The sequence below is a fragment of the Bradyrhizobium sp. MI1.3 genome, from assembly GCF_055811695.1.
This window is the reverse complement of sequence record NZ_JBVVPQ010000031.1, coordinates 1-25,960: the sequence shown is the minus strand read 5'-3', so window position 1 is coordinate 25,960 and position 25,960 is coordinate 1. Positions and strand designations below refer to the sequence as shown.

The following is a 25,960-nucleotide window of genomic DNA, read 5'->3' as shown; positions in this document are numbered from 1 at the left end:
CCATGACGCCCTACGACGATCAGAACGTCTTCGCAAAGATCCTGCGCGGCGAGGTCCCCTGCTTCGAGGTTTTCCGGGACGACCACAGCCTCGCCTTCCTCGATATCATGCCGCGTTCGCCCGGGCACACGCTGGTCGTTCCCCGGGCGCCGGCCCGCGGCATCCTCGACATCGCGGATGACGACCTCGCCGCGGTCGCCCGAACCGCCAAGCGAATCGCGATTGCCGCGATGAAGGCGTTCGACGCCGAGGGCATCATCCTTCAGCAGTTCAGCGAGCCCGCCAGCGGCCAAGTGGTCTTTCACCTGCACATGCACGTCATGCCTGTCAGGGCCGGAATCGAGCTGCTGCCAGCGCAGACGCACAAGGAGGACACGACGGTGCTCGCCACTCACGCCAGGCGAATGATCGCCGCTCTCTAGACGCCGAGATAGCGCTGGAGCAGCTCCGGCTGGGCCTTGAGCTCCCGCGCCGGCCCCTCGTGCACGATATGTCCGTTGTTGATGATGTAGATCCGCGTCGCCAGCGCCAGCGTCGCCGCCAAATTCTGCTCGACCAGCACGATGGTCTGGCCGGCGGCCGCGAGCTCGCGGCAGGCCTTGACGAGATCGTGGACGATGACGGGTGCAAGCCCCTCGAACGGCTCGTCCAGCAGCACGATCTTGGGATCGCGCACCAGCGCCCGCGCGATAGCGAGCATCTGCTGTTCGCCGCCGGACAGCTCGGTGCCGCGGTTGCTGCGCCGCTCCTTTAGCCGCGGAAACATCTCGTAAATGCGGTCGAGCGGCCAGCGTTTCGGCGCAGTGATGCCGGCGAGCAGGATATTCTCTTCCACCGACAGGCTGCCGAAGATGCGGCGTTCCTCGTGCACGAGCTGCATGCCGGCCTGGGCGATTCTGTGGCTCTTTCGCCCGGCGATATCAATGCCGTCGAACTTCACGCTGCCGCTACGCGGCGTCAGGACGCCCATCAGGCTCTTCAGCGTCGTGCTCTTGCCGGCGCCGTTGCGGCCGAGCAGCGCCACCACCTCATGACGCTCGACCCGCATGGCGACGTCGAACAGGATGTGGGAGTCCCCGTAATAGCTGTTCAGGCCGTTGACCTCGATCAGGCTCATGCGGCGATCTCTCCGTGAACTCCGCCGAGATAGGCTTCCTGCACGGCAGCGTTGGCCTTGATTTCCTCCGGCGTGCCGTCAAGTAGCACCTTGCCTTCCTGGAGCACTGTCACGCGCTCGACCAGCTCGAACAGCGAATCCATGTCGTGGTCGATGATGATCATGGTGCGCCCGCGCGCGATCGATTTGAGCAGCTTGACGGTCTCGACGCGCTCGCGTGGGCTCATGCCCGCAAGCGGTTCGTCGAGCAGCAGCAGGCGCGGCGAGGTGGCGAGCGCGAGTCCGATTTCCAGTCTGCGCTTCTCGCCATAGGCGAGCTCGGATACCGGCGTATCGGCACGGCGGCTCAAATTGACGAGGGCAAGCGTGTGCTCCACCTGCTCGGTCAGGCCCTTGACGCTGGAGAGCTTGCGGAACAGGTCGAGCCGGAATTTTCCACGCAGCTCGGCCAGCGCGGCGATCGTCAGGTTCTGCCGCACCGTCAACCCGGTGAAGAGCTGGTTGACCTGGTAGCTCTTGGTGAGGCCGAGCTGGCAGACCTCGGTGATCTTTAATCCCGTGATGTCGCGCCCCTCGAACACGATCTGGCCGGAGCTCGGCGCGATCTCGCAGGTCAGCATTTTGAAGAAGGTCGATTTGCCGGCGCCGTTGGGGCCGATAATCCCGCGCAGCTCGCCCTGATTGACGCTGAAATCGATGTCGCTGTTGGCGACGAGGCCGCCATAGCGTTTGGTCAGGCCGGTGGCCTTCAGGATCGGCCCGGAATAGGCGGGATGCTCGACTTCCTTGGCCTGCATCGGAGCCGGTGGGGGTTGCAGCGCGGCCGCGGCGTCAGCGGCCTCCTGGTCCATCTCCGCGTCCGTCTGCTTTCGCTTTCCCGAGACGAGGCGGTAGAGATCGGCAAGACCGCCGATGATGCCGCCGCGCAGGAAGCAGACCAGCAGCACGAACACGACGCCGAGCACCAGCTTCCAGGCCGCGCCGAGGCCGAGCGCCGACTGGAGGAAGTCCTGAAGGAAGAGCCAAACGGTTGCGCCGACCAGCGGTCCGAACAACGTTCCCCTGCCGCCGATGGCCGTCTGCATCACGAGCTGGCCCGAGGTGTCGAAGGTGAAGGCGTCGGGCGGCATGAAAGCCTGGAGCACGCCGAGCAGGCCGCCGGCGAAGCCCGCATAAGCGGCTGCGATCACGAAGGCGGTCAGCTTGTAGCCATGGATGTTGTGGCCGACGGCCGTGGCGCGCAGCGGATTGTCGCGGATCGCACTCAGAATCGCGCCGACCGGCGAGCGCACGATCCTGAGGGCGATGACGACGCCGACGAAGTAGCACAGCGCGATGAACTGATAGAGCGACCAGCCATTGGTGAAGTGGATGGAGGTGAAGCCGAGATCGAAGCTCGGCGTCGGCACGCCGGGCAGGCCGTTTTCGCCGCCGGTGAAATCGGAAAGCGGATTGAACTCGACGAAGAAGAACACTTCCGCGATCGCCACGGTGATCATCGCGAAGTAGATGCCGGTGCGGCGCAACGCGATCAGGCCGATCAGATAGCCGGTCGCGGCGGCCGCGATCATGCCGATGACCAGCGCACCCAGCACGTTGCCGAAGCCCGCGCGCGTCAGCAGGTAGGCGGCGACGAAGCCGCCGGTGCCGTAGAAGGCGGACTGGCCGAACGAGAGCAGGCCGGTGAAACCGAACAGGATGTCGAAGCCGAGCCCGAACAGGCCCCAGACCAGGATCCTGTTCACGGTGTTCGGCGCGAAGCCGAGATGAGGCAGCACGAAGGGGGCTGCGATCAGGCCGATCGCAGTCAGGGCTTCGATCAGAAACGGGCGTTGCTTGAGCATCAGGTGATCGCTTACTCGCGGCCCTGGACGCCGAGCAGGCCATGCGGTCGTACCACGAGTACGAGCGTCATCGCCGCAAACAGCATCACATAGGCGTAGCCGGGGTTGAACATGGAGGTGACGCTGATGATCTCGCCGGCGATCAGGCCGCCGAGAATCGCGCCGGGGAACGAGCCGACGCCGCCGATCACGACCACCACGAAGGTCTGGACCAGGATGTCGTCACCGATGCCCGGTGTCAGCGACACCACCGGCGCGTTGACGATGCCGGCAAAGCCGGCGGCCATCGCGCCGATGCCGAACACCACCATGAAGACGCGGTAGACGTTGATGCCGAGCGAATCGACCATCACCGAATCCTCGATGCCGGCGCGCACAATCATGCCCAGCCGGGTCCGGTAGAGGACGATGAACAGTGCGCCGAGCGCGACCGCGACGATGCCGACGACGGCCAGGCGGTAGGTCGGATAGAACATGAAGCCGAGATTGGTGATGCCCTGGAATAGCGCCGGCGGCGGCACCAGCTGCGACTGGCTCGAGAAGATCAGGCGCACGAGCTCGACGAAACAGATGCCGAGCCCGAAGGTCACGAGCAGCTGATCCTCGTGCGGACGATGATAGAAATGGCGGATGATGACGCGTTCCATGAGAACGCCGAGCAGCATCACGAACAGCGAGCCCGCGATCACCGCAAGGATGAACGATTCCGTGTACTGATAAGCGACGAAGCCGGCATAGCCGCCGATCATGAACATCGCGCCGTGCGCGAGGTTGAGCACGCCGAGCGTGCCGTAAATGATGGTCAGGCCGGAGCTGATCAGCGCGAGCAGAGCGCCGAGCGCGAGCCCGTTGAAAAGCTGTGAAACGAGGTTGGGCCAACTTATCATGCGACAATCGCTGTTGTGGCGCGCGAGGGTGCGCGTCCAAAAAGGGTGACGCCGCAGGACCGGAGTGCAGTCCGCGGCGTCACAGGAATTAGCGAGGTCTCAGCTGTAGTCGCCGAGATGGCAGCCGAAGGCGTCGGGCTTCTGCATCAGGCCCTCACCGGGGACAATCTCGACGACATCGTACCAGTCTTCCTTGTTCTTCATGTCCTTTTGCTGCTTGCCCTTGACGATGATCACCGGGCGAACGCACTGATGGTCCTCGGGACGGTAATGCACGTCGCCGACGAGAGAGGGGATCGTCTCGCCTTTCTCGTAGGCCTTGATCACGTCGGGCGGACTGAAGCTGCCGGCCTGCTCGCACATGTGCGCCCAATGCGCGAAGCTGACATAGGCGTTCTCCGCGCCCCATTCGGGCTTGTAGCCGTACTTCTTCTCGAAGGCTTCGTTGAACATCTTGGCCAGCGGGAATTTGTCTTCGATGGTCCACCAATAGTCGGTGGCGGCGTAGACGCCTTGCATCAGGCCGCCGGTCTCGCGCGCGATGAAAGGCACCTGGTACGGCACGACCAGCTTCATCTTGTCGAGCACGCCGAACTGCTTGGCTTGCTGGGTCGACAGCACGGCGTCGTGACCCCAGTTGACGTTGATGAGCACGTCGGCGCCGGAATTCGCGACGTTCAGCAGGTACGAGGAGTAGTCGGGGGCGCCGAGCGGGGCGACCTGGTTGGTCACGGTGGTCCAGCCGGCCGTCGCGAGGAAGTCCTGCATCGACTTGGTAACCGTGTGGCCGTAGGTGTAGTCGGGCGTCAGATACGCCGCCTTCTTGCCCTTGCCGAACTCGCGTACCATCACCGGGCCGATCGCTGCAGCCGCAGTCTGGCCGTAGAAGTTCTGCCGGAAGCCGTAGCGGACGCAATCCTTGCCAGTGGTGTCGTTCGAGCCGGAAATGCCGCATACGAAAATCACATGTTCGCGCTGGGCGAGCTTGTTCAGCGCCACCGCAACGGCGCTCGACGTGCCGCCGGTGATCATGATCGCCTTGTTCTCGCTGATGAAGCGCTGCTGCGCCTGCACCGCCTCGTTCGGCTTGGCCGCGGAATCGGCGACGCCGAACTTCAGCTCCTTGCCGAGTACGCCCTTGCTGGTCTTGGGCGAGATCTTCTTGATCAGCTCATGGCCTTCATTGATGTGCTCGATCGCGAGCTGGTAGCCCTTGAGCTCGTCTTCACCCTGCACGGCATAGGTGCCGGTGCGCGGCACCGAGATGCCGATGAAGGCGGTGGAGCCCGAAACCCCCGCGGGGTAGGAGCCGATCGCCGGCTTGTCCTCGGCAAACGCCGGCATTCCCGGCAGTACCGCGCCGCCGATGAGGCCCGCGGTGGTCTGAAGCAGGCCACGGCGCGAGAGGCCGCGGCGGACGAGATTGTCAGTCATGATCGTTTCCTCCGAACATCGTTGTTGTTTGCAGGCAAAGCACGACCTGTCCGGCGGCGGCCGGCCTCGAGGGCCTGCCCGCGCCGGGCACGTCACATCCGCGTGTAGCTCCTGGGCGCAAGCATTGCTTGTGAACGCCTTCTGTCAATTTCGTCTTTGGTCGAACGCCGAAAATTATCTCGTGAAAACATATCGTATCACGATATATATTAGCCTTTGTGAGTACGAGGCTGGCGGGTTCGGCGAGAAAAATGGCGCGGCAGACGACAGTGGCGGGTACCCGGAAGCGACGGTCATGGCCGCAAGGTGCGGGGCGGCAGGAGGCGGCGTGGCCGGTGGAAGAGGCGAACGGGCAGCGGGCGACACCGCAATCCGGCGATGCGTCGCGCATGCCGGATCCGCGTAATTGGCCGGCCGGCCGGCGCGGGCCCGCCGTCGGCCCCGCTCAGGCGAAGCGCGCACCCGGTCCGATGCAGAAGCTGAGCGTGCGCGCCCAGAACGTCCTCAAGGAGCTCGCGGTCGAGCTCACTGCCGAGCAGCCGCCGAAGGGGAATTGGTCGCCCTCGCGCGAGTTGCTGCTTGCGCTGACGGCCGAACGCCTCGCGACCGCGCGCAATTGCGGTCCTCACACGATGAGGGAAATCATCGACTGGGCGCAGGGCTGTGGCGTGACGATCAAGCCGGTGATCCCGCCCGGAGGCTCGCTGTCGCAGATGTGGGCGGAGTTGATTGGCAATGCATCCGCGGGTGCCTTGACCAGCGCCGAGATTGCCGGCGCGCTGCAGCGCTCGATCCGGCGGAAAAGCGTCCGCATCCCGATCGCGTTCCAGGTCATCCTGGTGAAGATCCTGCTGTCCAGCTTCGAATAGATCGACGGATAGCTGTGTATCCGGAGTTCCCGCTGGTTGGTCCCGGCGCCGCTGCTTGCTACTTTTGGCTGGGCTGCCCGCGTTGCCGAGTGGCAAGAACGGAGGGGCACGGCATGGTTCAGGCGAAGAAGGCGCAACGGTCGACGGCGGCGATACCTGCGCGGGCTTCACGCCGCCGCACGATGCGCGACTCCGACTATGCTGGGCTGGCGCAGTTCCGCTACCAGATCCGAAGCTTTCTGGCGTTCAGCGAGGCAGCCGCAGCACAGCAGGGATTGACGCCGACGCAACATCAGGCGCTGCTTGGGATCAAGGGCTTCGTGCGTCCGGGTCCCGCGAGCATCGGTGATGTCGCGCGGTTTCTGCTGATCCGGCATCACTCCGCCGTGGAACTGATCAACCGCCTCGCGAAGCTTGGGCTGGTCAGCCGCATTGCCGACCCTGAAGACGCCAGACGCGTTCATCTCAAGCTGACGAAAAAGGGTGAGCAGAAGCTCCAGGCGCTCTCGCGCAAGAACCTCGAGGAGCTCCGCCGCGCCGCGAGCCCGGCATTGAGCCGGCTCCTGAAGTCGTTCCGCGCCTCCAGCGGGGCTTGACGCGACGTCAGATCCTCACGCCGCCGCGCCCTGGGCGGCGAGCTGCGCAGCCTGATGCTCGGTGGTGAGCGCGTCGGTCAGTTCGCCCAGCGCTTCGCCCGCCATCACCTGCGGCAGCTTGTAGAGCGTCAAATTGATGCGGTGATCGGTGACGCGTCCTTGCGGAAAATTGTAAGTGCGGATGCGCTCGCTGCGATCGCCGGAGCCGACCTTCTCCTTGCGCTCGGCCGAGCGCGCCGCGTCGAGGCGTTGCTGCTCGGCGTCGTAAATGCGCGAACGCAGGATGTTCATGGCAGAAGCGCGATTCTTGTGCTGCGAGCGGCTGTCCTGCATCATCACCACGATGCCGGTCGGGATGTGGGTGATGCGGATCGCCGATTCGGTCTTGTTGACGTGCTGGCCGCCGGCGCCCCCGGCGCGCATGGTCTCGATACGCAAATCATCGTTCCGGATCTCGACATCGACCTCCTCGACCTCGGGCATTACGGCGACCGTGGCGGCGGATGTGTGGATGCGCCCCTGCGTCTCGGTGTCCGGCACGCGCTGCACCCGGTGCACGCCGGACTCGAACTTCAGCTTCGAGAACGCGCCGCGGCCCTGCACCTCGGCGATGATTTCCTTGTAGCCGCCGACGCTGCCTTCGCTCGCCGAGATCACCTCGACCTTCCAGCCCTGCAGGGCCGCGAAGCGCTCGTACATCCGGAACAAATCTCCGGCGAACAGCGAAGCCTCGTCGCCGCCGGTGCCGGCGCGGATTTCCAGCACCACGTTGCGGTCGTCCATGGCGTCCTTCGGCAGCAGCGCGACGCGGATTTTCTGGACCAGATCCTCGATCTTCGGCGTCAGCTCGTCGCGCTCGGCTTCCGCCATGGCGCGCATCTCGGCATCGGTCGCGGGATCGGCGATCAGCGCCTCGGTGTCGGCGAGCTCCTTGACGGCCGAACGATAGGTTTTGACCGCTTCGATCAATGGCGTGAGCTCGGCGAGCTCACGCGTGATCTGCACATAGCGTTCGGAGGCGAGCTGACCGAGCGATTCGGCTTCGAGCGAGGCGTGATGCGCGAGCAGGACGTCCAGTTTGGCTTCGGGGAGTGACGACATCGGTTCAGTCTCAAAATGCGGGAAAGGGCGAGGCGGCAGGAAGGGGCGACAGGCCCGCTACAACGCCAGGCCTTCAGCCTCGGCAAATTCCGTCAGCTTCTGCCGGATCGAGACGCTGCCGGCGGGCGCGTCCAGCAACGGGCCGAGCATCGCTTCGGCCTTCTTGGCGTCGAGATCGATCACCATCGCCTTGACCGGGCCGAGCGCGGTGGCCGAGAGCGACAGCGAGCGATAGCCCATCGCGATCAGGGCCAGTGCGCCGATCGGCTTCGAGGCCATCTCGCCGCAGAGTGACAGCGATTTCTTCGCCTCCTGCGACTTGCGCGCGATGTCGCGCAGCGCACGCAGGATCGGCGCCGACATGGTGTCGAAGCGTTCGGAGACCTTTGCATTGCCGCGGTCGACCGCGAACAGGAACTGGAACAGATCGTTGGAGCCGACCGAGATGAAGTCGACCTTCTTGAGAAGCTCGTCGAGCTGATAGAGCAGCGCCGGCACCTCGACCATGGTGCCGATGTCGATCCGCTCCGGCAGTGTGTGGCCGTGCTGGCGCAGATAGGTCAGCTCGCGTTCGACCAGCGCCTTCGCCGAATCGAATTCACCCACCTCCGAGATCATCGGGAACATGATGCGCAACGCGCGGCCGCCGCCGGCGCGCAGCAGGGCGCGGATCTGGCCGCGCAACAGCCCGGGACGGTCGAGCCCGAGCCGGATCGCGCGCCATCCGAGCGCGGGATTCTCCTCGATCACCGCCTCCATGTAAGGCAGCGCCTTGTCGCCGCCGATGTCGAGGGTGCGGAAGGTGACGGGCTTGGTGCCGGCGGCATCCAGCACGGTGCGATAGAGCGCGAGCTGGTCGCTGGTGCGCGGCAGGCTCTGGCCGACCATGAATTGCAGCTCGGTGCGGAACAGGCCGATGCCGGCGCTGCCGGTATCTTCGATATGCGGCAGGTCGATCGCGAGACCCGCATTGATCATCAGCTCGACCTTCTGGCCGTCTTTGGTGACGCAGGGCAGGTCGCGCAGCGCCAGATACTGCGCCTGGCGGCGGGCGCGGAAGCGCACGCGCTCCGCGAAGGCCGCTTCGACCTCCTGCGATGGGCGCACATAGATCATGCCGGAGGTACCGTCGACGATGACGGCGTCGCCGGGATCGGCGATCCCAGGCGCGTTCGGGACCTCACCGACCGCGGGAATGCCGAGCGCGCGCGCCACGATCGAGACGTGGGAATTGGCGGTGCCTTCCTCCAATATGATGCCGCGCAGGCGCTTGCGGTCGTAGTCGAGCAGCGCCGCCGGGCCCATCGCGCGGGCGATGACGATGGCATTGTCGGGCAATTGTTCGCGTGACGGCGCGTGATCCTGGCCGACCAGTTGCCGCATCAGGCGATAGCCGAGATCCTCGAGATCATGCAGCCGGTCGCGTAAATAGGGATCGGTCGAGCGCAGCATGCGCGCGCGGGTGTCGGATTGCACACGCTCGACGGCGGCTTCCGCCGTCAGGCCGGTGGCGACCGCCTCGTGCAGCTTGTGCGACCAGCCCTGGTCGTTGGCGAACATGCGGTAGGCTTCCAGCACCTCGCGATGCTCGCCGCCTTCCGCGACGTCGCCGCGCTCCAGCATGCGATCGAGATCGGCGCGCAGCTTGGCGAGCGCGGTGTCGAGCCGCTTGATCTCCTTCGGCAGGTCCTCGGCGATGTAGTCCTTGATGACGACGCGCGGCTCGTGCAGCACGACGTGGCCGAGCGCGATGCCTTCCGACAGGATGGCGCCGACCTTCTGCGCCGAATGGCGCGCGGCGGGCTCATGGCCCGGCTGGGCCAGCGCGGACAGCTCGCCGGAGGCGATCAGCTCCGCCAGCACCATCGCCGTGGTCTGAAGCGCCTCGAGTTCCTCCTCGACATAGTTGCGCTTGGCGCGGTTCTGCACCACCAGCACGCCGAGCGTGTTGCCGGCGCGCAGGATCGGCACGCCGAGGAAGGAGTGGTAGATCTCTTCGCCGGTCTCCGGGCGGAACGAGAAGGCCGGATGGCTCTGCGCGTCGTTCAAGTTGAGAGGGGTTGCCTCGCTGGCGACCAGGCCGACAAGGCCCTCATGGGCGCTGAGCACGGTGTGATGCACGGCCTCGCGGTTGAGGCCTTCGGTGGCATAGAGCTCGAGCGTGTTGTCGACGCGCAGCACATAGACCGAGCACACCTCGGCCACCATGTTGGCGGCGATCAGCACCACGATCTTGTCCAGCCGCTCCTGGGCCGAGACCTGCTCCGCCATGGTTTCGCGGAGCCGTCTCAACAAGACGCGGGGACCTCCCGACGCGCTCCGCATGAACCGTCAATCTCCTTCGTCAGCCGGGGCCGAAAGGGCCCGCGGCGGCTCGCCCAGAAATCCAGAAAAACAACAAATTTGCTCGTCCGGCGCCGGCCCCGGCGGTTGCCTGGGCCGAATCAGCACCGCCTCAACTGGGGCACAGTTTCTGGCAGCCCACCCTGTTCGCCGTATAGCGAATTGGGGCTTGTTTTGCCAAGCAAAACGCCTGCCAAACGCGAAAGTGTGGAGACCTCAGCGTTTGCTGCGACCGCTAAGAGAAAATTAGCCTACGCCTGATCGAGACCGTAGAGCGTGTGCAGCGTGCGCACCGCAAGCTCGGTATAGGCGGTGTCGATCAGAACCGAGAACTTGATCTCGGAGGTTGTAATGGCCCGGATGTTGATATTCCGTCCTGCGAGGGCCGAGAACGCCTGGGCGGCGACGCCGGCATGGCTGCGCATTCCGCTGCCGATCACCGAGATCTTGGCAACGTCGGTCGCGGTGTCGAGCCGGGCGTAATTGATCTGGCTCTTGGCCGCGGTGATGGTCTCCTTGGCCCTGGTATAGTCGGCGGCCGGGACCGTGAAGGTGAGATCGGTGGTCTTGCCGTCTTCGGAGACGTTCTGCACGATCATGTCGACGTTGATGTTGGCCTCCGCGAGCGGGCCGAAGATCGACGCCGCCACGCCGGGTTTGTCCTCGATCTGGCGTACCGAGATCTGGGCCTCGTCCTTCGAAAAGGCGATGCCGGTGACGACGTGGCTTTCCATGATCTCCTCCTCGCTGCAGATCAGCGTGCCGGGCGGCTGGTTGGCATGCGGGTCGATATCCTCGGGCTTGTCGAAGCTCGAGCGGACGAAAATCGGCATGTTGTGGACCATGCCGAGTTCCACTGAGCGGACCTGGAGCACCTTGGCGCCCTGGGAGGCCAGCTCCAGCATGTCTTCGAACGCGATCTTGTCGAGCCGGCGCGCCTTCGGCACGATTCGCGGATCGGTTGTGTAGACACCGTCGACGTCGGTGTAGATGTCGCAGCGGTCCGCCTTGACGGCGGCGGCGATTGCCACGGCCGAGGTGTCGGAGCCGCCGCGGCCGAGCGTGGTGATGCGGTTGGTCTCGGGGTTGATGCCCTGAAAGCCGGCGATCACGGCGACTTCCTTGCGCTCCCTGAAGCGCTTGATGATCTCGCTGCCGTCGATGCCCTCGATCCGGGCCGAAGCATGGGCGTCGCTGGTCGTGATCGGGATCTGCCAGCCCTGCCAGGAGCGGGCCTGGATACCCATGCCCTGAAGCACGATGGCAAGCAGGCCGGACGTCACCTGTTCGCCCGAGGCGACCACGGCGTCGTATTCGCGTGCGTCGTGCATCGGCGAGGCCTCGGTGCACCAGGCCACCAGCTCGTTGGTTTTACCGGACATCGCCGAGACGACCACGGCCACTTCATGGCCGGCGTCGACCTCACGCTTCACATGGCGTGCGACGTTGCGGATACGTTCGATGTTGGCGACGGATGTGCCGCCGAATTTCATCACGAGGCGGCTCATGACGACGCGTGCATTCCCTCATAAGGATAAGTATGGTGACCCGCGCTGGACGGGTGCCTGCGATACCGACCGCGCGTATACAGAGGGGCGGGGCCGGGGGCAAGCAGGTTCCTGCGCGGGCCAATCCGGGCAATGGGTTATTCGAGGTCATGGCGCGTTACATCGACGAGATCCTGCAACCGGGCGAGCGGGTGCTGTATTCGACCAATGCGCACTGGATCTTCTATTTTCCGGCGATCCTGGCCTGGATCGTGGCGCTGGTCCTGTTCGTCCTGTCCCGGCAAACCATCGTCGAGGGGCTCGTCCTGCTCTGTCTGGTCGCGGCCGGCCTAGTGGCTCTGGCGGCGCTGTACTGGACCGTGAAGGGCTGGTTCCATCGCTTTACCACCGAGACCGACGTGACCAATTTGCGGGTCGTGCACAAGACCGGCTTCATCAAGCGCCGCACCTTCGAGATGGCGCTGGATAAGGTCGAGAGCGTCGATGTGAATCAGACCATTCTCGGACGTATTCTCAACTATGGCGACGTCACCATCAATGGCGTGGGGGAAGGTCGCGAAACCATCCGGACCATCGCCTCGCCGCTCGCCTTCCGCAGTTCGATCACCACGCGGTAGGACCGCGCGCAACCCATGAGCATGCAGCAAAATACTTCCGCTACCGCAAGCCCGCAGCCGGGCTCGACCGTCGACGCCGCCGAGATCGCGAAATTCTCAAAACTTTCGGCCGAGTGGTGGGACCCCAACGGCAAGATGGCGCCGCTGCACCGGATCAACCCGCTGCGGCTCGGCTACATCCGCGATGCCGCCTGCCGCAAGTTCGAGCGCAATTTGCGCAGCCTCAACTGCCTCGGCGGTCTGCGCGTGCTCGATATCGGCTGCGGCGCCGGCCTGCTCTGCGAGCCGCTGTCGCGCCTGGGTGCGCAGGTCATCGGCGTCGATCCGTCGGTCAGCAACATCGCGGCCGCGAAGCTGCATGCCGACAAGGCGCATCTCGCGATCGACTATCGCTGCACCACGGTTGAGGAGATCGACCCGCGCGAGCGCTTTGACATCGTGCTGGCGATGGAGGTGGTCGAGCACGTCGTCGACGTCGGCGTTTTCCTGAAGCGCTGCGCCGCGATGCTGAAGCCGAACGGGTTGATGGTGGTCTCGACGCTGAACCGGAACTGGAAGAGTTTTGCGCTCGCCATCGTCGGCGCCGAATATGTGCTGCGATGGCTGCCGCGCGGCACCCACGAGTGGAACAAATTCGTCACCCCCGACGAACTGACGAAATACCTGCTCGACAACCGCCTGGTCATCACCGAGCAGACCGGCGTCGTCTACTCACCCTTCGCCGACAAATGGACCCTCTCGTCAGACATGGACGTGAACTACATGGTGGTGGCGGAAGGCATGGTGTGAGGCGTTGCTGCTTCCAAACATTCGGCGTCGTCCTGGCGAAAGCCAGGACCCATTACCCCTGGGAGAAGTTGTGGCGCGAGACAGATAATCTCGAGTCTTCGCCAAACCACTCCCAGGGGTAATGGGTCCTGGATCTGCGCTTCGCTTGTCCAGGACGACGATGAATTTGGCGATAGCATCGCTCCCATGACGTTCGTGTGGTTGACCCATTGAACAGCTAGCGGCAGGTTGGCCGCAATCATTGGCCCTCCCACCCATTTCCCCATGTTCACCATCGCCAGCCTCTGGATTCCCTTCACCGTCATTGCCGCGCTCGGCCAGGTCGCGCGCAATGCGATGCAGCGGTCACTGACAAAGCCGCTGGGGACTTGGGGCGCGACCAATATCCGCTTCCTATTCGGCTTTCCGTTCTCGCTCCTGTTCCTGGCAGTGGTGCTGGTTGCCACCGGCGATCATCTCGGCATGCCGCCCGGTGTGTTCTGGCCGTGGCTGCTGCTCGGCGCGCTCAGCCAGATCGTCGCGACCGGCCTGATGCTGCTCGCCATGAACGACCGCTCCTTCGTGGTGACGACGGCCTATCTGAAAACCGAGGCGATCCAGACCGCCATCTTCGGCTTCGTCTTCCTCGGCGATCATCTGACATGGCTCAAGGTGCTGGCGATCGTGATCGCGACAATCGGCGTCGTCATCACCGCGCTACGGCCCGGTGGCGAGAAGAGTTTTGCCGAATTGAAGCCGACCATCACCGGTCTCGTCGCGGCGGCGGCGTTCGCGTTGTCAGCGGTCGGCTTCCGCGGCGCCATCATCAACGTGCCTGATGTCTCGTTCGTGACGGCGGCATCGTTCACGCTGGTGCTCGGCCTGTTCGTGCAGACGTTGATCCTGACGATCTATCTGCTCTGGCGCGCGCCAAAGGTGCTTCAGGGCATCCTCTCAATGTGGCGGCCCTCAATGCTGGCCGGCTTCACCGGCGCCTTCGCCTCGCAGTTCTGGTTCCTGGCGTTCGCGCTGACGGCCGCCGCCAATGTCCGCACGCTGGCCTTGATCGAGGTGCTGTTCGCGCAAGGCGTGGCCTATTACTCGTTCAAGCAGCCGATCGCGCCGCGCGAAATTATCGGCATCGCGCTGATCGTGCTCGGCGTGGCGGTGCTGGTGGGAGTCTAATTCCGGTCTTCCGGCAGCGTCGGCAGCGGCGACACCTCGATGCCTTCGTCGATCAGCGACTTGGCCTCGTCGGGCGAGGCTTCGCCGTAGATCGGACGGTGCTCCTTGTCGCCGTAATGCATCGCGCGGGCTTCATTGGCGAATCGCTCACCGACATTGTCGGCGTTCTTCACGATGTGATCGCGCAGCTCTTTGAGCTTGGCGCGCAGCTCGCGCTCCTGCGCCATCAACAGCGAGGTCGGTGCGGATTGCGCAGCCTCGGGCGCGGTCGTCGTGGCGGTGGGCTCAGGCGGCGGCGTGGCGCGTCCGCGGCCCTTCTTGCCGACGATGCGCGGCGCCATGATCGCCTTGTCGACCTTGGCCGAGCCGCAGATCGGACAAGTCACGAGCTTGCGCTTCACCTGAGAATCGTACGCGGCCGAGCTCTGGAACCAACTCTCGAAGTCGTGGCTCCGGTCGCAGCGGAGCGCGTAGCGGATCATGCCGATCCCCGCACCAGATGCAGGTGGTCCGGCCCGGCCTTGGGGTCGGCGACGCCGAAGCGGCGGCCGTGCTGGAGCGAGGGGATCGCGCGGCGCGCGGTCTCGACCTTGGCCGGATCGATTTGTGCCATGATGATGCCGGGCTCGACATCGCCTTCGGCGAGGATCTCGCCCCAGGGATCGATGATCAGCGAATGGCCATAGGTCTCCCGCTTGTTCTCATGCAGCCCTGCCTGCGCCGCGGCGAAGATGAAGCAACCGGTCTCGATCGCGCGCGCACGCAACAGCACGTGCCAATGCGCTTCACCGGTCTTGCGGGTGAAGGCCGAGGGCACCGTGATGAAGTACGCGCCGCTTTCGGCCAGCGCGCGGTAGAGCGCGGGGAAGCGGACATCGTAGCAAATCGTCAGCCCGACGCGGCCCCAGGGCAGGTCGGAGATCACGGCCGTCTCGCCCGGCTGGTAATTGGCGGATTCGCGATAGCTCTCGCCGTCAGGGAGCTCGATGTCGAACATGTGGATCTTGTCGTAGCTCGCGAGCACATTGCCCTCGGGCCCGATCAGGAACGAGCGGTTGACCGCTTTTTCGTCCGAAAAGCGCAGCGCCAGCGAGCCGACATGGATGTGGATCTTCAGTTCGGCCGCGAGCGCCCGGTACGCCCTCAGCGAGTTGTCGTCGTCTTGGCTCTGGAGGTGCTCGAACAGGGCCTTGCGGTTGAGCTGCATCATATTGCTGACTTCGGGCGTCTGCACGTAGTCGGCGCCATTGGCCGCAGCCTGGCGGATCAGCCTGGTGGCCTGCGCGAGGCTTGGCTCGGGCATCAGGCCGGTGCGCATCTGCACCATCGCTGCCGTGAAGGTCCTGTTGTCGCTCATGACTCCGCCTTGACGCTTTCGAGCATGGCGTCGAGCTTGCCTTCACGATCGAGCGCGTAGAGTTCGTCGCAGCCTCCGACATGGGTTCCGCCGATCCAGATCTGCGGGAAGGTCGAGCCCTCGCCGGAGCGATCGTACATCTCCTGGCGCCAGGACGGGTTCTTGGCGATATCCAACTCCGTGAACGTCGCCTTCTTGCGGGTCAGCAGCGACTTGGCGGCGGAACAATAGCCGCAGCCCGGCCTGGTGTAGATCTCGACAGCAGCGGTCATCTTGTCTGGCGCTTTCATGTCATGAATTCATTGAATTATATGGGACTTCACCGGCTCTCGACAACCCGGGCAAACACCAGCACGTCCACTTGCGCCGCCTTGGCCCGGAGCAGGGCTCGCGCGCAGGCATCCAGCGTCGCACCCGACGTCAGGACGTCGTCGATGAGGACAATGCGCCGACCCTGGACGTCCGCCTGACGGTCCGGGGATACCTGGAATGCGCCCTGCACATTGGTGGCGCGCTGGGCCCGCGACAGGCCGATCTGCTGCTCGGTGGCGCGTACCCGGCGCAGCACCTCAGCTTTCACTTTCACCCCGCTCTGCCGCTCGATGATGCGTGCCAGGGCGCCGGATTGGTTGTAGCGGCGGCGCCAGGCCCGCCGCCAATGCAGGGGCACCGGCACCAGCATGTCGGCGCCGGCGAGCAACTCGCCGCCCGCCCGCGCCATCCAGCGCCCCATGGCCGGCGCGAGATCAGTGCGGTCCTGGTATTTCAGCGCATGCACCAGGGTGCGCGCGACGTCGTCATAGCGCACCGCAGCGCGCGCCCGTTGGTAGGCCGGCGGGCTCGCAATGGCCTCCATCGATAGCATGTCGGGGCCGGGGTCATAGACGAAGGGAATGCCGAGCCGTGGGCAGTAGGGCCGTTCGATGAACGACAGCCGCGCCCAGCACGAAGCGCACACGCCCTCGCCATCGACCGGCTCGCGGCAGGACACGCACAGCGTCGGCAGCGCGATGTCGAGCGCGAGCCGTGGCAGATGGGCCAATACCCCGCGGCAGGCCTCGAGCGCGCCGCGCAGATGGCTGGAAATGGAGCGTGGTGGTGATGCCTCGGCGCCCATTGGGCAAGGCTAGCGCCGTCCTGCGCCACGCTCAAGCCAATGGGCTGTTCTCGTCCGCGCCCGGCCTACGGCTCTTTCGGCAGCACGGGCCGGAAGAACGATCGCTCATAACGGCGAAAGCAGCGCGTTTGCCTTGCGAATTCGATCGCTTTCTGGACGTCCGGATCTTCGGCGCTGTCCTTCCGATATTGTTCGTACGCCGCGAAGCTCGGGAAGCTGAACATTGCGAGGGCGACGTCGCTCGCGCCTTCCGATGGCAGGAAGTACCCGTGGTGGATGCCGCCGAATCTTGGCACCAGTTCCAGCCACATCCTGCCATAGGCTTCGAATTCGGCGAGCTTGTCCGGGGGGATCTCGTATCGCAGATAACAGGTGATCATCGTTTGACGCTCCGGCGCCGCGGACCTGGTGCGCATTGCTAGTTTGGAACACGGGGGCCGGCGTCGGCCTCCACGAGGCAAGGCTAGCGCCGCGCGCAGTGGATTGCCAGAACCAGCATGATCGGCGTAACCAGCGCCATGGCCACAACCCCGCAAACCGCGCCCGCTCTGTTCGACCGTGCTTTGCTGCACGCGCGACAGCGCCGCGCGCAGGCGCAAGGTGCCGTGAGCTTCCTGCTGGATCGGGTCGCCGAGGACATGTCCGACCGGCTGGCCGCAGTGATGCGGGAGTTTCGTACAGCGGCCGATCTCTGGACGCCCGGCGAGGGTCTCGCCGTGTTGCGCGCGCGACTGCCCTCGATCGAGCGCATTGAGCTCGATACGTCGGGTGCGGAGAAGCTGCCCTTTGCGCCCGAGGGCCTCGACCTCGTGGTCTCGGCGCTGGCGCTGCAATTCGTCAACGATCTGCCGGGGGTGCTCGCGCAAATCCGTCGCGCGCTGAGGCCGGACGGCCTTCTGCTGGCGGCGATGATCGGCGGCGACAGCCTGACCGAGCTGCGCCAGGCTTTTGCCGCCGCCGAGGCCGAATGCGAGGGCGGTGTTTCGCCGCGTGTGGCGCCGTTTGCCGATTTACGCGACGTTGGCGCGCTGTTGCAGCGGGCAGGATTTGCGCTGCCGGTCACCGATGTCGACCGCGTCGTGGTGCGCTATGGCAATGCCTTCGCGCTGATGCAGGATATCAGGCGCATGGGCGCCGCCAATGTGCTGATCGAACGGCGACGCACGCCCAGCCGGCGATCGACGCTGCTGCGGATGGCTGAAATCTACGCGGAACGCTTTGCCGATGCCGACGGCCGCATCCGTGCGACATTCGACATCATCTGGCTCTCAGGCTGGGCCCCGCATGCGAGCCAGCAGCAGCCGCTCAAGCCCGGATCAGCGAAGGCGAGCCTGGCGGAGGCGGTGAAGAAGGCGGGAGGGACGTAACTCCTCATGGTGAGGAGGCGCGTCGGCGCCATCTCGAACCATGCAGGCCCGGCTCTCATCCGCAGCCATCCTTCGAGACGACCGCTGCGCGGTCTCCTCAGGATGAGGTCCGAGCTCACATCAGTAAATCGATCAAATGCGGGATCAGCGGAATGTCCGCGGGCGGCATGGGATAGTCGCGCAGCTTGTTGGCGCGAACCCAGGCCAGGGTCTGGCCTTCGCGTGGCGTGACCTGTCCCTCCCAGCGCCGGCAGATGTAGAGCGGCATCAGGAGGTGAAAGGTCTCGTAGCCGTAGCTCGCGAATGTCAGCGGCGCCAGGCAGGGCTCCGCGACGCTGATGCCGAGCTCCTCGTGGAGTTCGCGGATCAGGCTCTGTTCCGGCCGCTCGCCGGGCTCACACTTGCCGCCGGGAAATTCCCAGAGGCCGGCCAGCGTCTTGCCCTCGGGGCGCTGCGCGATCAGGACGCGCTTGTCGGCGTCGACCAGCGCGCAAGCCACCACGAGCGTCAGTTTGAGATCAGCCATCCCTGGAATTCCGCTCGCTGAAGGATCATCCGCAACGGTTCGTTAACCCTGTGACGGCCCGTGTTTCCGAGGTCTCCATAAGTCATATTTAATCCACGGTTCCTAGAGTGGAAACGCTGAAACTATTCCGGGCCAGATCCATGCGCGTTGAGTTTCGTCCCATCTTCCGTCGGTTTCTCCGCGATCGCCGCGGCAATGTCGCGGTGATCTTCGCAATCTGCTGCGTCCCCCTGATCACGTTCATCGGTTGCGCCGTCGACTATTCGATGGCGACCAGGATGAAGGCAAAGCTGCAAGCTGCTGCCGATGGCGCCGCTGTCGCCGCCGTCTCACAGAAGGCCCCCGGCTTTATCGCTGCCGCAGCCATGACGGGCAATGGCTCCGTCACGGAGGGCGTGAACGACGCCAATAACGTGTTCGACGCCAACATGAGCAATGTCACGGCACCGCCCAACTTGTCTCGCAACAGCACGGTGACGAAGACTGGGATCGCCGTGGCCGCCAGCGTCCAGTTCAGTGCCGACGTCCCCGTCACCTTCCTGAAGATTCTCGGCTACCAAAAGCTCAGCGTCTCCGGCACCTCGAATGCCTCCGCGTCGCTGCCGCCCTATCTCGATTTCTATCTCACGCTCGACGTCTCCGGATCCATGGGCCTGCCGTCGACCTCGGCCGAGGCCGTCCGAATGCAATCGATCAACCCGGACAACTTCAGGCAATACCCCACAGGCTGCACCTTGGCCTGCCATTTCGCGCCCCAGAACAGTGCGTGCACCGATAGCGGAACGCAGGGATATCCTACCAACAATTACTGTCTGGGCTATGCGATCTCGCGCGTCAGTCAAAGCGGCTATGCCGGTCTGCTTTCGACGACGACTGTGAATTCAACGTATCCAAAGGGCAAGAAGCTGTCGTCTTCAGTCGTGTCCGGTCTACCGGGCTCACTGTATTCGACCCTTCCGACCGTTGCGAACTGCCCCACCGCCGGAACCGATAACTGCATTCAGCTCCGGCTGGATGCGGTCGGCTACGCCGTGAACCAGCTGTTTATCACCGCCAACAGCAGCATGAAGGTCGCTAATCAATTCCGGATTGGTATCTATCCGTTCATTCAGTACCTCGATAAGAACTATTTTCCGCTGACGTCCAGCATCAACGGTTCTTCGACGAATCCGTCGACAATCAACTACGCAGCCGCCAACCTCGCTTCGTTGCTCGACACCAACATGAATACGGCTCTCGGATCGGGCGGCACCCATATCGACAACGCGTTGAGTTCGCTCAACAGCTTGATCGTCAGCGCCGGCGACGGCAGCGCCTCGAGCAACGCGCGACCCTATGTATTCCTCGTCACCGACGGCGCACAAGATCCGCAAGTCAAAGGCGTTCCGAATGGAGGCTGGTCGGGCAGTAACCATGCCACGGTCATCAATCCGGCGACCGTCTGCAAACCCTTGAAGGACAAGGGTATCATCATCTCGGTGCTCTACATTCCTTACCAGGTGATCGATCCGGTGAACGCGTCTTTTGCCAATGACGAGGACGATTACGCCAATTGGAACATACCGCTCATTCCGGCGAGCCTGCAGGGCTGCGCGACGCCGGGCTACTTCTATACGGCGAATACCCCGGCGGACATCACGGCCGCCCTGAACGCCATGTTCAATCAGGCGCTGATCACTGCGCACATCACGAAATAGCCGCCGGTCGGGACGCTTACGACCTGTAATCCCCGTTGATCGCGACATACTCCTTGGTGAGGTCGCAGGTCAGCACGCGGTCGCGGCCCTTGCCGAGGCCGAGCGAGACCTTGATCGCGATCTCCGGCGCTTTCATCGCTTCCGACACCTGCGCCTCGTCATAGGACGGATCGCGCGCGCCGCTCTTGGCGACGCGGATGCCGTTGAAGGAGATCGAGAGCTTGTCGCGGTCGGCCGGCTCGCCGGCCTTGCCGACCGCCATCACCACGCGGCCCCAATTGGCGTCCTCGCCGGCGATTGCGGTCTTCACCAGCGGCGAGTTCGCGATCGACATCGCGATCTTGCGCGCCGAGGCCTTGGTCTTGGCGCCCTCGACGGTGATCTCGACCAGCTTACGGGCGCCTTCGCCGTCGCGGGCCACCTGCTCGGAAAGATTGGCGAGCACCTGGTTGAAGGCCTTGACGAAGGCTTTCAGGCGGGGGTCGCTGGCGCGGCTGATCTTCGGCGCGCCGTGTTCTGCGGCAGCACCGGTGGCGAACGCCAGCAGCGTATCCGAGGTCGAGGTGTCGCCGTCGATCGTCACCGCGTTGAACGTGTCTTCGACGCCGCTCTTGAGCAGCGCCTGCAGCGCGGCCGGCGCGATCGGTGCGTCGGTGAAGATGAAGGACAGCATCGTCGCCATATCGGGGGCGATCATGCCGGCACCTTTGGCCATGCCGTTGATGGTGACCTTGGCCTTGCCGAGCTTCACGGTCGCGGTTGCGACCTTCGGGAAGGTGTCGGTGGTCATGATCGCCTTGGCGGCGGCGAGATAATCGCCGGCCTCGGCGGTTTCCGCGAGCCGCCCGAGCACGCCGTCGAACTTGGTCGCATCCAGCGGCTCGCCGATCACGCCGGTCGAGGCCAGGAAGATCTCGCCCTCGGTGCATCCGACGGCCTTGGCCGCGATCTTCGCGGTCAGCGCGGTGGAGCTGCGACCGGTCTTGCCGGTGAAGGCATTGGCGTTGCCGGAATTCACCACCAGCGCGCGCGCCTTGCCGCCCTTCAGCTTGGCGCGGCACCATTCCACCGGCGCGGAGGGGCATTTCGACTTGGTGAAGACGCCGGCGACCGCGGTGCCCTTGTCCATCACCGCGAGCAGCACGTCGGTGCGGTTCTTGTAGCGGATGCCGGCCTCGGCCGTCGCGAGACGGACCCCCGCGATCACGGGCATGTCGGGAACGTGTTTCGGGGCGAGGGGAGAGACGGAGGAGGACATCGCGGGCGCCTTGATGGGATCTGGATATGCAGATGCCCGGCGCGGGGGCCGGGCATCACAAAGGCTTAGATACTCTTCACGTCACCGAAGTGACAGCGAATTCTTACTTCTTCGCAGGCGGCGCCATCTTGCTGTCGGACGGCTTCGCATCGGCAGGCTTGGCCGCATCAGCCGGCTTGGCGTCCTTGGCAGCATCCGCCGGCTGGTCCAGCCGCTCGACCTTGGCTTCCGCGCGCAGCTTGGCGACGTAATCGGCCTGGGCCTTGCGGGTGACATACTGCTCGATCTGCGCCTTGACCTGCTCGAAGTCCGGCGCCTTGCGGTTGCGCTTTTCCTCGACCTTGATGACGTGCCAGCCGAACTGCGACTTCACGGGGTCGGAGATCTTGCCCGGCTCGAGCGCGAAGGCGACCGCCGAGAATTCCGGCACCATCTGCTCCTTGGTGAAGAAACCGAGGTCGCCGCCGTCGGCCGAACCCGGATCCTTGGACTTCTTCTTGGCGAGCTCGGCGAAATCGGCGCCCTTGTCGAGCTCGGCCTTCACCGCCTTGGCCTCGTCCTCGGTCTCGACCAGGATGTGGCGGGCGTGCACTTCCTGCTCGCCGGTGATCTGCTTGGAGGCCTCCTCATAGACCTTCTTCATGGCATCCGGGGTGGTGGCGGCCTTGCCCTCGCCGGCGAGCAGGCTGTCCATCAGCAGGCGGTTGCGGGCGAACGCGAGCCGCTTCTTGAACTCCTCGCCGTCGGCGAGCTTCTTGTCTTCGGCGGCCTTGCCGACGATCTTCATGTCGATCAGGAAGGACAGGACGTTCTCGTCCTTGGTCGCCGGGTCCATCTGGGCAAGGCTCGGCCCGAGTTCCTCTTCGGCCATGGCGACGTCGCTCTTCTTGATTTCCGCGCCATTGACCTTCGCCAGCACCGGATCGTCGGCAGCCCGGCCGGGACCTGCGATCAGCGCCAGCGCAAGGCAGCCCACGAGGGCGGTGGCGAGGCCGAAGCGCAGGCCGGTTTTGGTTACCGGGAACGAGGTGGTCATGGAAAATCCTTTTGTTGAAGCAGGGGGCTGCTCGAGCGGGGCGGACACTCGCCCAATTCAGGGGGCCTTGGCAACGCGAAAAGTCTGTCAAAATGATGAATTAGCCGCAATGCACCCGCCGTTGACAAGGCCCTGACCGGGCCATATCTCTGCCCGGTCGCGTCCATGCGATGGCGTTTATTTTGCTGCGTTTTTGGCCGTTGAACCCAGACTTGCCCAACTCCCACCCATATGGCGGATGGACCCCCCGCAGTCCGGGCTCCGGCGCCCAGCAGGCGTCACGGTGAGTTGATAGGCAGGCGGGTGACAACCTCTTGGCTGCAACGCGAACGCGGTTGAATCGCGAACACAGGAACTAAGCATGATCGGCGCGCTCGCCCGCAAGTTTTTCGGCTCCGCCAACGACCGGCGGGTGAAGGGATATCAGTCCCGCGTCAACGCGATCAACGCGCTGGAGCCCGAGGTTTCGAAACTCTCCGACGAAGCCCTCAAGGCCCGCACCGTCGAGTTCAGGCAGCAGCTCGCCGAGGGCAAGACCCTGGACGACCTTCTGGTCCCCGCTTTCGCCACGGTCCGTGAAGCCGCCAAGCGCACGCTCGGCCAGCGCCATTTCGATGTCCAGCTGATCGGCGGCATGGTGCTGCACGAGGGCGACATTGCCGAGATGAAGACCGGCGAAGGCAAGACCCTGGTCGCAACGCTCGCGGTCTACCTCAACGCGCTCGCCGGCAAGGGCGTCCACGTCGTCACCGTCAACGACTACCTCGCCCGCCGCGACTCCGCCTGGATGGGCCAGATCTACGGCTTCCTCGGCCTGACCACCGGCGTGATCGTGCACGGCCTCGACGATTCCGAGCGCAAGACGGCCTATGCCTGCGACATCACCTACGGCACCAACAACGAATACGGCTTCGACTATCTGCGCGACAACATGAAGTACCGGCTCGAGGACATGGTCCAGCGGCCGCACTTCTACGCCATCGTCGACGAAGTCGATTCCATCCTGATCGACGAAGCGCGCACGCCGCTGATCATTTCCGGTCCGCTCGACGACCGCTCCGACTTCTACAACACCATCGACGGCTTCCTGCCCAAGCTCGACAAGTCCGACTACGACGTCGACGAGAAGCAGCGCACAGTGACGCTGACCGAAGCCGGCATGGAGAAGATCGAGACGCTGCTGCGCGATGCCGGCCAGCTCAAGGGCGAGTCGCTCTACGACGTCGAGAACGTCTCCGTCGTGCACCACATCAACCAGGCGCTGCGCGCCCACACCCTGTTCACGCGCGACAAGGACTACATCGTCCGCGACGACGAGGTCGTCATCATCGACGAGTTCACCGGTCGCATGATGCAGGGCCGCCGCTATTCGGAAGGCCTGCATCAGGCGCTGGAAGCCAAGGAGCACGTGCAGGTCCAGCCGGAAAACCAGACGCTGGCCTCGATCACCTTCCAGAACTATTTCCGGATGTACGAAAAGCTCGCCGGCATGACCGGCACGGCGCTGACCGAAGCCGACGAATTGTTCGACATCTACAAGCTCGAGGTCGTGGAAATCCCGACCAATTTGCCGGTCGCCCGTCTCGACGAGGACGACGAGGTCTATCGCACCCAGAACGAGAAATACGCCGCGATCCTGGCCGAGATCGAGCGCGCCAACGCGCGGCTGCAGCCGGTGCTGGTCGGCACCGCCTCGATCGAAAAATCGGAAGTGATCGCCGAATATCTCAAGAAGCACGGCTATCGGCAGATCGATTTCGGCAGCGAAAATTCGATGCAGAAGCTGTACGCCGCGGCCCGCGCCGGCAAGCCGGCAAAGCTGTTCGCGGTGCTGAACGCGCGCTTCCACGAGCAGGAAGCCTACATCGTCGCGGAAGCCGGCGTCCCCGGCGCGATCACGATCGCGACCAACATGGCCGGCCGCGGCACCGACATCAAGCTCGGCGGCTCGCTGGAAATGCGCATCCAGCAGGAGGCCGCTTCGATCGAGGACGAGGCCGAGAAGGCCTTGAAGATCGAGCAGATCAAGGCCGACATCGAGCACTTCCGCGACATCGTGCTGAAGGCCGAAGAAGAGGTCGAGATCGAGCCGGCGAAGGGTTCGAAGCCCGCCAAGACGGTGAAGAAGCCCGGCGGCCTCTACATCATGGGCTCCGAACGCCACGAATCCCGCCGCATCGACAACCAGCTCCGCGGTCGTTCCGGCCGTCAGGGCGACCCCGGCCGCTCGAAATTCTTCCTGTCGCTGGAAGACGATCTGATGCGCATCTTCGGCTCGGATCGCCTCGACAGCATGCTGCAGCGTCTCGGCCTGCAAGAGGGCGAGGCCATCATCCATCCCTGGATCAACAAGGCGCTCGAAAAGGCGCAGCAGAAGGTCGAGGCGCGCAACTTCGACATCCGCAAGAATTTGCTCAAGTTCGACAACGTCCAGAACGACCAGCGCAAGGTGATCTTCGACCAGCGCGTCGACCTGATGAAGGACGACAGCGTCGCCGAGACCGTCGCCGACATGCGCCACGCCTTCATCGACGATCTCGTCGCCAAGCACGTGCCCGAGCACGCCTATGCCGAACAGTGGGACGTCGCGGGCCTGAAGGAAGAGCTCAAGCGCGTGCTCGATCTCGACTTGCCGGTCGAGGACTGGGCCAAGGAAGAGGGCATCGCCGACGAGGAGCTGCTCACGCGCATCGAGACCCGCGCCGACGAGCACATGGCGGCCAAGGTCGGGCAATGGGGTCCCGACGTGATGCGTTACGTCGAGAAGACCATTCTGCTGCAGACGCTCGACCATCTCTGGCGCGAGCATCTGATCATGCTCGACCATCTGCGCCAGGTCATCGGCCTGCGCGGCTACGGCCAGCGCGATCCGCTGCAGGAGTACAAGACCGAGGCGTTCAACCTTTTCCAGGAGATGAGCGCGCATCTGCGCGAGGCCGTTACGGCGCAGCTGATGCGGGTCGAGATCGTGCCGCCGGAGCAGGAAGCCCCGGTGCTGCCTCAGATGGAAGCGCACAAATTCGACCCGAACACCGGCGAGGACGAAATGGCGCTCGCCAGCGTCACGCTCGGAGCGCAGGCCACCGACGCCGCGTTGCGCGATCCCAAGAACCCGGCCAGCTGGGGCAAGATCGGCCGCAACGAGGATTGTCCGTGCGGCTCAGGCAAGAAGTACAAGCACTGCCACGGGCGGTACGCGTAAGGCTTGAATGTGAAGCGCCGACGTCGACGCCTCACACCCCACTGTCGGGGGGGGGGGGGGGGGGGGGGGCCGCGGGGCCCCCCCGCGGCGGGGGGGCGGAGAAAGAAAAAAAGGTGAAAAGATATAAGAGA

General features: G+C 64.5%; 24 protein-coding genes. 9 read left to right on the top strand and 15 right to left on the bottom strand.

Translation table 11 applies throughout. The features are described 5' to 3' along the window. The first annotated feature begins 2 nt into the window (after positions 1–2). Positions 3–422 carry an HIT family protein gene (locus tag AC0L3A_RS22520; RefSeq protein ID WP_007599163.1) on the top strand — a complete coding sequence of 140 codons (420 nt, stop codon included), beginning with the start codon at positions 3–5 and terminating at the stop codon, positions 420–422. Here AC0L3A_RS22520 and AC0L3A_RS22515 read toward each other — a convergent pair. The 4 genes from AC0L3A_RS22515 to AC0L3A_RS22500 form a co-directional block, all read right to left on the bottom strand. Further along, complete coding sequence (locus AC0L3A_RS22515; protein WP_007599164.1) at positions 419–1,117, bottom strand: ABC transporter ATP-binding protein; 699 nt, start codon at positions 1,115–1,117, stop codon at positions 419–421. The two genes, AC0L3A_RS22520 and AC0L3A_RS22515, sit on opposite strands and share 4 nt — an antisense overlap. Continuing rightward, positions 1,114–2,961 carry a branched-chain amino acid ABC transporter ATP-binding protein/permease gene (locus AC0L3A_RS22510; protein ID WP_007599167.1) on the bottom strand — a complete coding sequence of 616 codons (1,848 nt, stop codon included), beginning with the start codon at positions 2,959–2,961 and terminating at the stop codon, positions 1,114–1,116. The genes AC0L3A_RS22515 and AC0L3A_RS22510 overlap by 4 nt, the downstream gene beginning before the upstream one ends. A gap of 11 nt (positions 2,962–2,972) precedes the next feature. Beyond that, the gene (locus tag AC0L3A_RS22505; protein WP_007599169.1) at positions 2,973–3,848 is read right to left on the bottom strand and encodes a branched-chain amino acid ABC transporter permease; all 876 of its coding nucleotides are present in this window, start codon (positions 3,846–3,848) and stop codon (positions 2,973–2,975) included. A 99-nt stretch (positions 3,849–3,947) separates the two neighbouring features. Further along, a complete protein-coding gene (locus AC0L3A_RS22500; protein WP_007599170.1) occupies positions 3,948–5,282 on the bottom strand; it encodes a substrate-binding protein in 1,335 nt (444 codons plus the stop codon). Between the two features lie 251 nt (positions 5,283–5,533). Here AC0L3A_RS22500 and AC0L3A_RS22495 point away from each other — a divergent pair, with 251 nt between their 5' ends. Further along, a complete protein-coding gene (locus AC0L3A_RS22495) occupies positions 5,534–6,151 on the top strand; it encodes a hypothetical protein (RefSeq protein ID WP_245285964.1) in 618 nt (205 codons plus the stop codon). Positions 6,152–6,264: 113 nt separating this feature from the next. Then, positions 6,265–6,747, top strand: a complete 483-nt coding sequence (locus AC0L3A_RS22490) for a MarR family winged helix-turn-helix transcriptional regulator (RefSeq protein WP_007599174.1) — start codon at positions 6,265–6,267, stop codon at positions 6,745–6,747. Between the two features lie 15 nt (positions 6,748–6,762). On the opposite strand, the gene prfA is transcribed toward AC0L3A_RS22490, so the two are convergent. The 3 genes from prfA to AC0L3A_RS22475 all read right to left on the bottom strand — a co-directional run bounded on the left by prfA (position 6,763) and on the right by AC0L3A_RS22475 (position 11,699). After that, on the bottom strand, positions 6,763–7,848 hold the full coding sequence (gene prfA / locus AC0L3A_RS22485; protein ID WP_007599175.1) for a peptide chain release factor 1: 1,086 nt from the start codon (positions 7,846–7,848) through the stop codon (positions 6,763–6,765). Between the two features lie 57 nt (positions 7,849–7,905). Beyond that, the gene (gene ptsP, locus AC0L3A_RS22480) at positions 7,906–10,173 is read right to left on the bottom strand and encodes a phosphoenolpyruvate--protein phosphotransferase (RefSeq protein ID WP_007599176.1); all 2,268 of its coding nucleotides are present in this window, start codon (positions 10,171–10,173) and stop codon (positions 7,906–7,908) included. A gap of 269 nt (positions 10,174–10,442) precedes the next feature. Beyond that, positions 10,443–11,699, bottom strand: a complete 1,257-nt coding sequence (locus tag AC0L3A_RS22475) for an aspartate kinase (protein ID WP_035993939.1) — start codon at positions 11,697–11,699, stop codon at positions 10,443–10,445. 149 nt (positions 11,700–11,848) lie between these two features. Here AC0L3A_RS22475 and AC0L3A_RS22470 point away from each other — a divergent pair, with 149 nt between their 5' ends. The 3 genes from AC0L3A_RS22470 to AC0L3A_RS22460 all read left to right on the top strand — a co-directional run bounded on the left by AC0L3A_RS22470 (position 11,849) and on the right by AC0L3A_RS22460 (position 14,269). Then, the gene (locus AC0L3A_RS22470; RefSeq protein ID WP_007599178.1) at positions 11,849–12,316 is read left to right on the top strand and encodes a PH domain-containing protein; all 468 of its coding nucleotides are present in this window, start codon (positions 11,849–11,851) and stop codon (positions 12,314–12,316) included. Between the two features lie 15 nt (positions 12,317–12,331). Beyond that, positions 12,332–13,105, top strand: coding sequence for a bifunctional 2-polyprenyl-6-hydroxyphenol methylase/3-demethylubiquinol 3-O-methyltransferase UbiG (gene ubiG, locus AC0L3A_RS22465; protein WP_007599179.1), 774 nt, complete (start codon positions 12,332–12,334; stop codon positions 13,103–13,105). Positions 13,106–13,369: 264 nt separating this feature from the next. After that, positions 13,370–14,269 (top strand): EamA family transporter, encoded by a 900-nt coding sequence (locus AC0L3A_RS22460; protein WP_007599180.1) that lies wholly within the window; start codon positions 13,370–13,372, stop codon positions 14,267–14,269. On the opposite strand, the gene AC0L3A_RS22455 is transcribed toward AC0L3A_RS22460, so the two are convergent. The 5 genes from AC0L3A_RS22455 to AC0L3A_RS22435 all read right to left on the bottom strand — a co-directional run bounded on the left by AC0L3A_RS22455 (position 14,266) and on the right by AC0L3A_RS22435 (position 17,123). After that, on the bottom strand, positions 14,266–14,751 hold the full coding sequence (locus AC0L3A_RS22455) for a DUF1178 family protein (RefSeq protein ID WP_007599181.1): 486 nt from the start codon (positions 14,749–14,751) through the stop codon (positions 14,266–14,268). The two genes, AC0L3A_RS22460 and AC0L3A_RS22455, sit on opposite strands and share 4 nt — an antisense overlap. Then, the gene (locus AC0L3A_RS22450) at positions 14,748–15,626 is read right to left on the bottom strand and encodes a carbon-nitrogen hydrolase family protein (protein WP_007599182.1); all 879 of its coding nucleotides are present in this window, start codon (positions 15,624–15,626) and stop codon (positions 14,748–14,750) included. Before AC0L3A_RS22450 ends, AC0L3A_RS22455 begins: the two co-directional genes overlap by 4 nt. Continuing rightward, positions 15,623–15,898 carry a glutaredoxin 3 gene (gene grxC, locus AC0L3A_RS22445; RefSeq protein WP_035995401.1) on the bottom strand — a complete coding sequence of 92 codons (276 nt, stop codon included), beginning with the start codon at positions 15,896–15,898 and terminating at the stop codon, positions 15,623–15,625. Before grxC ends, AC0L3A_RS22450 begins: the two co-directional genes overlap by 4 nt. Positions 15,899–15,945: 47 nt before the next feature. Beyond that, entirely contained in the window at positions 15,946–16,743 is a 798-nt protein-coding gene (locus AC0L3A_RS22440; protein ID WP_007599185.1) for a ComF family protein, read from the bottom strand. Positions 16,744–16,808: 65 nt separating this feature from the next. Next, positions 16,809–17,123 carry an NIPSNAP family protein gene (locus AC0L3A_RS22435; protein WP_007599187.1) on the bottom strand — a complete coding sequence of 105 codons (315 nt, stop codon included), beginning with the start codon at positions 17,121–17,123 and terminating at the stop codon, positions 16,809–16,811. A 117-nt stretch (positions 17,124–17,240) separates the two neighbouring features. Here AC0L3A_RS22435 and AC0L3A_RS22430 point away from each other — a divergent pair, with 117 nt between their 5' ends. Next, positions 17,241–18,110, top strand: a complete 870-nt coding sequence (locus AC0L3A_RS22430) for a methyltransferase domain-containing protein (protein WP_007599189.1) — start codon at positions 17,241–17,243, stop codon at positions 18,108–18,110. Between the two features lie 115 nt (positions 18,111–18,225). Here the strand turns inward: AC0L3A_RS22430 and AC0L3A_RS22425 are convergent, their stop codons facing one another. Next, the gene (locus AC0L3A_RS22425; protein ID WP_007599192.1) at positions 18,226–18,636 is read right to left on the bottom strand and encodes a (deoxy)nucleoside triphosphate pyrophosphohydrolase; all 411 of its coding nucleotides are present in this window, start codon (positions 18,634–18,636) and stop codon (positions 18,226–18,228) included. Positions 18,637–18,776: 140 nt separating this feature from the next. Here AC0L3A_RS22425 and AC0L3A_RS22420 point away from each other — a divergent pair, with 140 nt between their 5' ends. After that, complete coding sequence (locus AC0L3A_RS22420; RefSeq protein WP_007599194.1) at positions 18,777–20,333, top strand: TadE/TadG family type IV pilus assembly protein; 1,557 nt, start codon at positions 18,777–18,779, stop codon at positions 20,331–20,333. A 16-nt stretch (positions 20,334–20,349) separates the two neighbouring features. On the opposite strand, the gene argJ is transcribed toward AC0L3A_RS22420, so the two are convergent. Further along, the gene (argJ, locus tag AC0L3A_RS22415) at positions 20,350–21,591 is read right to left on the bottom strand and encodes a bifunctional glutamate N-acetyltransferase/amino-acid acetyltransferase ArgJ (protein WP_007599195.1); all 1,242 of its coding nucleotides are present in this window, start codon (positions 21,589–21,591) and stop codon (positions 20,350–20,352) included. Positions 21,592–21,694: 103 nt separating this feature from the next. Then, positions 21,695–22,627 carry a peptidylprolyl isomerase gene (locus tag AC0L3A_RS22410; protein ID WP_007599196.1) on the bottom strand — a complete coding sequence of 311 codons (933 nt, stop codon included), beginning with the start codon at positions 22,625–22,627 and terminating at the stop codon, positions 21,695–21,697. Positions 22,628–22,988: 361 nt separating this feature from the next. On the opposite strand from AC0L3A_RS22410, the gene secA reads away from it, so the two are divergent. Next, positions 22,989–25,829, top strand: coding sequence for a preprotein translocase subunit SecA (gene secA / locus AC0L3A_RS22405; protein ID WP_007599197.1), 2,841 nt, complete (start codon positions 22,989–22,991; stop codon positions 25,827–25,829). Positions 25,830–25,960 lie beyond the last annotated feature (131 nt).

What these genes read in the sequence shown, in the direction of transcription:
- AC0L3A_RS22495 (WP_245285964.1), top strand. Translation starts at nt 5,534, where the DNA reads ATGGCGCGGCAGACGACAGTGGCGGGTACCCGGAAGCGACGGTCATGG.
- AC0L3A_RS22425 (WP_007599192.1), bottom strand. Translation starts at nt 18,636, where the DNA reads ATGGCTGATCTCAAACTGACGCTCGTGGTGGCTTGCGCGCTGGTCGAC.
- AC0L3A_RS22520 (WP_007599163.1), top strand. Translation starts at nt 3, where the DNA reads ATGACGCCCTACGACGATCAGAACGTCTTCGCAAAGATCCTGCGCGGC.
- AC0L3A_RS22435 (WP_007599187.1), bottom strand. Translation starts at nt 17,123, where the DNA reads ATGATCACCTGTTATCTGCGATACGAGATCCCCCCGGACAAGCTCGCC.
- AC0L3A_RS22490 (WP_007599174.1), top strand. Translation starts at nt 6,265, where the DNA reads ATGGTTCAGGCGAAGAAGGCGCAACGGTCGACGGCGGCGATACCTGCG.
- AC0L3A_RS22420 (WP_007599194.1), top strand. Translation starts at nt 18,777, where the DNA reads ATGCGCGTTGAGTTTCGTCCCATCTTCCGTCGGTTTCTCCGCGATCGC.
- AC0L3A_RS22505 (WP_007599169.1), bottom strand. Translation starts at nt 3,848, where the DNA reads ATGATAAGTTGGCCCAACCTCGTTTCACAGCTTTTCAACGGGCTCGCG.
- AC0L3A_RS22410 (WP_007599196.1), bottom strand. Translation starts at nt 22,627, where the DNA reads ATGACCACCTCGTTCCCGGTAACCAAAACCGGCCTGCGCTTCGGCCTC.
- AC0L3A_RS22455 (WP_007599181.1), bottom strand. Translation starts at nt 14,751, where the DNA reads ATGATCCGCTACGCGCTCCGCTGCGACCGGAGCCACGACTTCGAGAGT.
- ptsP (WP_007599176.1), bottom strand. Translation starts at nt 10,173, where the DNA reads ATGCGGAGCGCGTCGGGAGGTCCCCGCGTCTTGTTGAGACGGCTCCGC.
- grxC (WP_035995401.1), bottom strand. Translation starts at nt 15,898, where the DNA reads ATGACCGCTGCTGTCGAGATCTACACCAGGCCGGGCTGCGGCTATTGT.
- AC0L3A_RS22510 (WP_007599167.1), bottom strand. Translation starts at nt 2,961, where the DNA reads ATGCTCAAGCAACGCCCGTTTCTGATCGAAGCCCTGACTGCGATCGGC.
- AC0L3A_RS22460 (WP_007599180.1), top strand. Translation starts at nt 13,370, where the DNA reads ATGTTCACCATCGCCAGCCTCTGGATTCCCTTCACCGTCATTGCCGCG.
- AC0L3A_RS22470 (WP_007599178.1), top strand. Translation starts at nt 11,849, where the DNA reads ATGGCGCGTTACATCGACGAGATCCTGCAACCGGGCGAGCGGGTGCTG.
- argJ (WP_007599195.1), bottom strand. Translation starts at nt 21,591, where the DNA reads ATGTCCTCCTCCGTCTCTCCCCTCGCCCCGAAACACGTTCCCGACATG.
- ubiG (WP_007599179.1), top strand. Translation starts at nt 12,332, where the DNA reads ATGAGCATGCAGCAAAATACTTCCGCTACCGCAAGCCCGCAGCCGGGC.
- AC0L3A_RS22440 (WP_007599185.1), bottom strand. Translation starts at nt 16,743, where the DNA reads ATGGGCGCCGAGGCATCACCACCACGCTCCATTTCCAGCCATCTGCGC.
- prfA (WP_007599175.1), bottom strand. Translation starts at nt 7,848, where the DNA reads ATGTCGTCACTCCCCGAAGCCAAACTGGACGTCCTGCTCGCGCATCAC.
- AC0L3A_RS22475 (WP_035993939.1), bottom strand. Translation starts at nt 11,699, where the DNA reads ATGAGCCGCCTCGTGATGAAATTCGGCGGCACATCCGTCGCCAACATC.
- AC0L3A_RS22450 (WP_007599182.1), bottom strand. Translation starts at nt 15,626, where the DNA reads ATGAGCGACAACAGGACCTTCACGGCAGCGATGGTGCAGATGCGCACC.
- secA (WP_007599197.1), top strand. Translation starts at nt 22,989, where the DNA reads ATGATCGGCGCGCTCGCCCGCAAGTTTTTCGGCTCCGCCAACGACCGG.
- AC0L3A_RS22515 (WP_007599164.1), bottom strand. Translation starts at nt 1,117, where the DNA reads ATGAGCCTGATCGAGGTCAACGGCCTGAACAGCTATTACGGGGACTCC.
- AC0L3A_RS22430 (WP_007599189.1), top strand. Translation starts at nt 17,241, where the DNA reads ATGATCGGCGTAACCAGCGCCATGGCCACAACCCCGCAAACCGCGCCC.
- AC0L3A_RS22500 (WP_007599170.1), bottom strand. Translation starts at nt 5,282, where the DNA reads ATGACTGACAATCTCGTCCGCCGCGGCCTCTCGCGCCGTGGCCTGCTT.